The organism is Desulfobacter sp. UBA2225 (assembly GCF_002348205.1).
In the GTDB taxonomy this organism is placed as follows: domain Bacteria; phylum Desulfobacterota; class Desulfobacteria; order Desulfobacterales; family Desulfobacteraceae; genus Desulfobacter; species Desulfobacter postgatei.
The window spans coordinates 1-6348 of the sequence record NZ_DDYV01000330.1 but is presented as its reverse complement, the minus strand read 5'-3'; the positions used below and the strand labels follow the sequence as shown (position 1 = coordinate 6348).

The window sequence follows — 6348 nt, the reverse complement described above, 5'->3', positions numbered from 1 at the left end:
AGGCCGGATGGTGGGGATTTGCAGCACTTAATGAAGCTGATTTTACCCTTAAGGCTGACGGGCAGGAGAAGGATGTTGAGTTGGGTGCGGTAATCTGGGTAAAATTCGAAAACTGGAAAACAAAATAATATATTTGAGCAATAAGAAGGTATTATGCATATTTCTGAAGGTTTTCTTTCCGCACCGGTTTTAGGGGTGGGGATAATTTTGGCTGCAGCAGGCACTTCCGTGGGCTTGAAAAAACTTAAAGAAGATAAAATTCCCCAGGCAGCAATTTTGTCGGCCGCTTTTTTTGTGGCATCCCTGATTCATTTGCCCATGGGGCCTTCCAGCGCCCACCTGATTCTCAACGGAAGTCTTGGCCTGATGCTTGGGTGGGTTGCCTTTCCCGCTATTTTGATTGCGCTCCTGCTCCAGGGGGTGCTGTTCCAATTCGGCGGGATCACAACCCTGGGGGTCAACACGATTATCATGGCCACACCGGCAGTGCTCTGTTATTACCTGTTTGCAGGATTTGTCCACAAACCAGGTGCACTCTCCCATGCCGCCTGCTTTGCCTGTGGATTTTTAAGCGTTTTTTTCAGCAGCCTGCTTGTCGGTACAGCCCTGATGTTTACCCAGGAAAGTTTTTTAGAGGTGGCCTGGGCCGTTGTTATAGCCCATGTTCCAGTTATGTTCATAGAGGGCCTTGTGGCGATTTTCTGTATGGGTTTTCTTAAAAAGGTGCAACCCGAACTTTTGCCCAAATGGCCTGCGGCACAGCAGCAGGCCGCATTGGACAATAGAGCAAAAATGGTTGAAAAGCAGGTATAATCTTCATATTACGACTATTTTTAATGGTAAACAATAATGATGTATCGAAAATATTTTATGATATTTTCCTGTCTGATCCTTTTTTTCTTTCTTTCAAGGGGCAATGCCCTGGCACATAAGGTCACGGTATTTGCCTGGGTGGAAGGAAACACCGTTCTGGGAGAAAGCAAATTCAGCGGCGGGAAAAAAGTACGGGACTCAGAAATTATTGTCTGGGACTTGAACGGAAAAGAACTTTTGCGCACCCGGACCAATCAAAAAGGTGAATTTTCATTTCCCATCCCGGCAAAAACAGCCATGCGCATTGAACTCATTGCCGGCATGGGACATAAGGCCGAATGGACGATTCCCCTTGAAGATATAGATGAAACCGACGCAGCCGGGGATGCACAGAGACCGTTACCTGAATCCGCAGGGAAGACAGACCCTGGACAGGCGGTACACCCGGCAGCCTCCATTGACCCGGTCCAGCTTGAAGCCATCGTGGAAAAGGCCGTAACAAAAGCGCTGGATAAAAAAATTACCCCGTTGACCAGAATGGTGGCAGACCTGGAGCAAAAAGGCCCGACCATGAATGAAATTGTTGGCGGCATCGGATATATATTCGGCTTGATGGGCGTGGCCATCTATTTTTCTTCCCGTAAGAAAAAGTCGTGATACGGCTGCCGCCAGTTTCACCGGCACCGGCGGGCTTGAGGAGGTCAATTCCGTGTCGGCATCCCGGGAGCGCGCTTCCAGGTTGCGCAGTGCTTTGCCCATATGTTCAACGGGAACATATGGGCAAAGCACTGCGCTGTTTCATCTGTATCAGGGGAGGTCAGATTAAGTCCATAGAAAAAGCAGGGCCGGCGCAGGTGGATCTAAGAGCGCATCTGGCGGGCAGGTCTTGCATTATTTGACCCTTTCTTTTGCTCTCTTTCGCTCGTCCCTCGCTCCCTTGACCGGCCTCCGGCCGTTGCCTCAGCCTGACCGGTCTTGAGGACCTCGGGCAAGACGCAGGCCGTCGCCGCCGTAACGCCCGCCATGGGGCCAGTAGTCGCGGTAAGCGGAACGCAGGGGCCTCCCGTTGTTGATCCAGGAACCGCCGCGACAGACGCGAGAATTAGTGTCACCATCCTCCCAGGCACTGCCGTCATCCGGGGCACCGTTGTAATTGTCATGCCAGCGATCTTGACACCACTCCCAGACATTGCCGTGCATCTGGTACAGGCCCCAGGGATTTTGCTCAAAAAACTTCACCGGCACCGTTTTCTTACGGTACTCCCCTTTAGGGCCTTTATTGTAAGGTTCGGTCCCCTTATGGTTGGCTTTGTCTGGGGTCAGTTCACGTCCAAACCAGAACGGGGTGTCTGTTCCTGCCCGGCAGGCATACTCCCACTCCGCCTCCGAGGGCAATCGGGCCCCAAGCCCGGAAACCAGACTGTTGAGCCTGTCAATAAACGCATTGGCATCATCCCAGCTCACGTTTTCCACCGGGTGTTCAGGTCCTTCTTCTTTAAATCTGCTTGGGTTTTTCCCGGTAACGGCCTGCCATACTTCCTGGGTACAGGCGGTATCTGCCAGCCAAAAGCCTTTTTGAAAGGCAACCCGATGCAAAGGCCCTTCATCATCATTTCGTTCAGGTTCATCTCCAGGAGCTCCCATCATAAACTCGCCCGGCGGTATCCAGCGGAATCGGACATCAATACTATTGACATAAATTCCCTGCCAAATCCCATAGTGGTCCTGGCCGTAGCTGTGGGCCCAGTTCTCTGGAAAAATATCCGGTAACACAGACCTTATTTCGAGTTGATGGTCTTTTTTCATGTGCTCCTTAGTAATACAGGTACGTTACAAGATTTATACTTCATTGGGAATCTTCTGTACCGCCGGTTCCTACCTCCGGCACCAAAGGACCTCGGGCAAGACGCAGGCCGAAGGAGTCGTAACGCCCGCGAGGGGGCAAGTAGTAGCGGCAAGCGGAACGCAGGAACCTCCCGATGTAGAACCAGGAACCGCCGCGACAGACGCGAGAATTAGTGTCACCATCTTCCCAGGCACTACCGTCTTCCGGAGCGCCGTTGTAATTGCCATGCCAGCGATCTTGACACCACTCCCATACATTGCCGTGCATCTGGTACAGGCCCCAGGGATTTTGCTCAAAAGATTTCACCGGCACAGTTTTCTTACGGTACTCCCCTTTAGGGCCTTTATTGTAAGGTGAGCTCCCATCATAGTTGGCTTTGTCCGAGGTCAATTCACGTCCAAACCAAAACGGGGTTTTTGTTCCTGCCCGACAAGCATACTCCCATTCTGCTTCCGAGGGCAAACGAATATCAAGACCGGGAACCAAACGGTTAAGCCCACCAATAAATTCATTGACATCGTTCCAGCTCACTTTTTCCACCGGATGTTCAGGTCCTTCTTCTTTAAAGCTGCTTGGGTTTTTCCCGGTAACGGCCCGCCATAATTCCTGGGTACAGGCGGTATCTGCAAGCCAGAACCCTTTTTCAAACGCCACCCGGTGCAAAGGCCCTTCATCATCACTTCGTTCAGGTTCATCTCCAGGAGATCCCATCATAAAATTCCCCGGGGGAATCCAGCGCAACACAAAGCCGGAGCCTTTTACTTTCACCTCCACAAACAGTCCGTACCGGTCCCGCCCAATGCCCGAGGCCCATTCTGGACAAGACATCATGGCCACCGTTGTTCTCCCGATATCGGTTTCCACCACAATTTCAGCCGTATTTTCCGGCAGTTCAAAAGCCTTATCCAGCGTCATGGACTGTTTAACCGCTGTTTCATCTGTCCTGAAAGTGACCTGGGATTTGGAACCGGCGGATAACTCATGGATCAATCCGGGATGGTCTGTCGGCCTTCCGGAAGAAAAAGTTTCCAGGCGGTTTTGATACACACTCAGGCAGACCGGTCCTCTTTCCCTGGATTTTACAGCCCATTCCGGAACCTGTGTCAAATCCACCCCGCCGGGAACCTTTTGCGGTTTGACGGTTTCATTGTAAATTCCGAACAATGTATTGAGTTCAGGCACCCACGCTTCTTCCCCTGCCCGGTCCGCCACCCGGCCCACCCAGGCCATGACCCTGTTTTTTTCTGTTTCCGGGGTATCGGGATTCTGCTGAAAGAAAACCAGCTTTCTTAAAAAAGCCGCCTGATCTCCATCAAGGGACTTTCCAGCCTTCTGCCGCTGTTCGATACGCAGTTCCATGGGCATCCGGGATTCAAAGGATTGAATCAGGGGCCAGATCCGGTCAAGATCCAGATTCAGGTCTTGTGCTTTTTTGCTGTACGTTTCCCGGATCTCTGGATTGCGCCACTGAAACCTGAACACATTGCCTTCCAGGGCGGAATGACGGCAGGCCAGGCTTTCGGTGGAGACACTGAACCCAAGCCGGTTTCTTACCCTCCGGATCAGGGCCGGTGTGAGTTCAACAGCCAGGGACAGGGTCGCCAGAAGCATCTCGGTCTGATCCCGGCTTTTCATGCCTGGACCGGCGCCTCGATTCCCAGAAACCCCACCGGGACGGATCACACCGGAATCCCAGTAGTGCAGGGAAAACACGTTGGCCATTTCCGGTATCCCGTCCGAAGGATGGGCCGTCACCAGGGCATCTATCCGGACGTGTTTCTGTTTCATGCGGCGTCCGAACCCATGCCAGAATCCCGCGTTGATGCCTTGTTTGTCTAAAAATCCCAGGTCTCCGGCATAGATCAGATGCAAATTTTCCCGGACTATGGGGAATCCTTCATGAATCTCTCCCTGGTACAAAAAGGCATTGGTTTTGGGATCGGGGCAGGCGACAATGTGAAGCCGATTGCGAAACCATTGGCCCATGTTGAGGGCCAGCTCTTTGAAGTCATTGAAAAATGGGCTTAAATGTTTTGAAAAATCAAGAACCAGGACCATATCCAGGGGCCAGGCCCTTTTCTTTTTCCACGGGATAATTTCAAGGGGTTTTTGCCTGACGGCGCTTTGGATTATCTTTTGGGTGTCCAGTTGGCGGGTCTGTTTTAATTCAATGCCAAGGCGCTTCAGATATGGCCAGAGGAGATGCCAGCCGGTCAGGGGGTCCGGCATGACCTCGTCGGCCACCGGCGGAAATTCAATCCTGTCCTCAAAAGGGATGAGACTCGCATATTCTGCCGGCATGGTTCCGGTATCTTCGACTTTTTTTTCTTCAAGGGCATAAAGACAGGGAAACCGGAAATGGGCTTTATCCGGCGGATAATTCGTGGGACGTATGGCGCTGGAATCCGGTTCCGGGCGCAAACTCTGGTCAATAACTGTCCGGGCGGGTTCGGCAATCTCCCTGTTTTTGGGTTTGGGAACATATTCCAGCCCCAGCAGTTCCGAAAGCTCGCCAATGCCGATATTATCCCCTTTCAGCCTTTCAACAAGGGAAACGAGGGTGGTCAATTCCCCCATCCGACCCAATGGAGAATTCCTATCATTCGCGTTTTCCCCGGCCATCAGGCACCGCTTTTCATAAACGTCAGGGCGGCCAGCAGTTCCATAGCTTCATCCAGGGCAATACTCGGGGCTGTTTGTTTCATGCCGATGAGGGCCTCAAGATGATCCAGGTATTCGGCCTGGCCCGGAATAAACGATAATCCCTCATGTTTGGCTCTCATCCGTTTTTCATACAGGAGGTCAGCCACTTTTTCGTAAAGTTTCTCACCATAATCACCGGGCATCCTGTCCTGAAACAAACTTTGGCCCCTTTTGGAAAGAATATCGATAAACTCATCCTTATTGGTGTCATCCAGGACCAGGTCCAGGACCAGGCAGCGCCGGACAAAGGCCTGGGGCAGTTCCTGTTCCCGATTGGTGGTAATGATGATCAAAGGATCGGGTTCGCCCCTGGGACGTTCCACCCGTTCCCCGGTATAAGGCACCTCAAAGCTCAAATTCCCCAGGGGTTCCAGCAGGCTGTTGGGCACGGAGCGGTCGGCCTTGTCGATCTCATCAATCAGAAGAACGACCCCGTTTTGAAACTCCCTTTCCCGTCCGGATTCATCCGTGGTCACCGGCCTGTAGGGGCGGCTGCCTATACGATTTTCAGCACTTGTATGGTTAAGGGCCCACCAGAGGGGGCCGGCGCTCAAGTATTGCCTTTCATTTTTCACACAACATCCTCCGGCATTGGCATCGGACAGTTTCCGAAGGGCATCGTACCGCCAGAGCAGGTCCTCGGGTTCTGTCCGTTCGTTGACCACAAGGCAGGCCAGGGGCATCGCAAACAACTGGGCCACGGCCCTGGCCAGCTGGGTTTTGCCGCATCCGGGCTCTCCCCTGACCAGCAGGGGACGGCTCACGGCCAGAGCCGCCAGGACGGCCACGGCCTGTTTCCGGTCAAAATGATGGATGGCGGCTTTGGGCCAGCCTGTGCATGGGTACAGGTCAACCGCCTTTTCTGTGGGAAAGGAATCAAGTGTTATTTTATGGGTCATTGGTTATCCTCTCCAATTTTCAATTTCATTCAACCTCGAATAGATCGTGATAATTTCATCCTGAATATCGGTTTCTAATTCTTCAAA

Annotated in this window: 5 protein-coding genes; 2 read left to right on the top strand and 3 right to left on the bottom strand. The window is 52.3% G+C overall.

Annotation, left to right across the window (positions count from 1 at the left end; translation table 11 throughout):
• Positions 1-153 precede the first annotated feature (153 nt).
• Positions 154-813: a cobalt transporter CbiM gene (gene cbiM, locus B3D59_RS17205; protein ID WP_286822376.1), complete on the top strand. Its 660-nt coding sequence runs from the start codon at positions 154-156 to the stop codon at positions 811-813.
• 36 nt (positions 814-849) lie between these two features.
• Positions 850-1470, top strand: a complete 621-nt coding sequence (locus B3D59_RS17200) for a hypothetical protein (protein ID WP_286822375.1) — start codon at positions 850-852, stop codon at positions 1468-1470.
• 303 nt (positions 1471-1773) lie between these two features.
• Here B3D59_RS17200 and B3D59_RS17195 read toward each other — a convergent pair whose 3' ends face one another.
• From B3D59_RS17195 to B3D59_RS17185, 3 genes are read right to left on the bottom strand one after another with little or no spacing between them, the layout of a single operon-like run.
• Positions 1774-2619, bottom strand: coding sequence for a formylglycine-generating enzyme family protein (locus B3D59_RS17195; RefSeq protein WP_286822374.1), 846 nt, complete (start codon positions 2617-2619; stop codon positions 1774-1776).
• A gap of 40 nt (positions 2620-2659) precedes the next feature.
• Positions 2660-5227, bottom strand: a complete 2568-nt coding sequence (locus tag B3D59_RS17190) for a formylglycine-generating enzyme family protein (RefSeq protein WP_286822373.1) — start codon at positions 5225-5227, stop codon at positions 2660-2662.
• A gap of 53 nt (positions 5228-5280) precedes the next feature.
• Positions 5281-6261, bottom strand: a complete 981-nt coding sequence (locus tag B3D59_RS17185; RefSeq protein WP_286822372.1) for an AAA family ATPase — start codon at positions 6259-6261, stop codon at positions 5281-5283.
• Between the last annotated feature and the right edge of the window lie 87 nt (positions 6262-6348).

Excerpts from the sequence above, each read along its gene's own strand:
- B3D59_RS17195 (WP_286822374.1), bottom strand. The coding sequence starts at position 2,619 with ATGAAAAAAGACCATCAACTCGAAATAAGGTCTGTGTTACCGGATATT.
- cbiM (WP_286822376.1), top strand. The coding sequence starts at position 154 with ATGCATATTTCTGAAGGTTTTCTTTCCGCACCGGTTTTAGGGGTGGGG.
- B3D59_RS17200 (WP_286822375.1), top strand. The coding sequence starts at position 850 with ATGATGTATCGAAAATATTTTATGATATTTTCCTGTCTGATCCTTTTT.
- B3D59_RS17185 (WP_286822372.1), bottom strand. The coding sequence starts at position 6,261 with ATGACCCATAAAATAACACTTGATTCCTTTCCCACAGAAAAGGCGGTT.